Below are 801 nucleotides of genomic sequence, written 5' to 3'. Positions count from 1 at the left end.
CGCCCCTCCGTTGTAATGTGCCAGCCGGGAGGCCGCTATCGGCGGCTTCTTCAGATAACGACCCAGGTAGCGCGCCGTATTCCTCCCGCCGGCCGTTTTTTTCGACATGTACACATGCCAGTATTTTCCTCCGGCTTTCAGCACCAGGCTTCTCCACTGTGATTCCGTCGTGATATGTGACAACGACTCCGGCATCGCCAGCCCCTCTGACCACGCTTTCAGAAGCAGCTGCCGCATATTCCACATCCACCGTGAACGCATCGCGTCTTTCAGGAAGCTCAGCTTTTTCCACTGACCATGCTTATTCAGACCTCCACAGGTTACAGACACATGTACATGCGGATGCCAGTTGAGACGACGGCCATACGTGTGGATGGCGCAGAAGATACCGGGTTCCTGCCCCCGTTTCCGGGCGGCATACAGCAGATTCTCCACCGCCAGACGGCACACGTCATTCAGCAGCCACCGGTTGCTTTCGAACACCGGCCACAGCGTGTCCGGCAGGGTGAAGACCAGGTGTACCCAGTCGCAGTCAGGAAGACGATTCAGCTGTGTCGCTATCCACAGGTCTGTGGCCTTTTTTCCGCAGGACGGGCAGGCACGGCTGCCGCATGAGTTAGTGACGTATCTGACGTGGGGGCACTCAGGTTTATCGCAGATGTATTCCTTCACTCCCAGTATCCGCGTGCCGCAGGCCAGCATTTTTGTGACAGCCTCAACCCCGATATCGCGCAGACCGCCCGCATCCAGGAAGGACGTCCAGCACTGGTTGGCTGTGAACAGGCGTTTCAGCGATCGGGG

The 801-nt window shown here is 58.2% G+C and carries 1 protein-coding gene; it reads right to left on the bottom strand.

Annotation, left to right across the window (positions count from 1 at the left end; genetic code table 11):
- Positions 1-801, bottom strand: an 801-nt coding sequence (locus BGK49_RS16330) for an IS91-like element ISSbo1 family transposase (protein WP_069375780.1), incomplete at both ends; no start/stop codon positions are given.

The sequence above is a fragment of the Shigella sp. FC1544 genome (assembly GCF_001722145.1).
Taxonomy (GTDB): Bacteria; Pseudomonadota; Gammaproteobacteria; order Enterobacterales; family Enterobacteriaceae; genus Escherichia; species Escherichia coli.
This window is presented reverse-complemented; position numbering and strand designations above follow the sequence as displayed.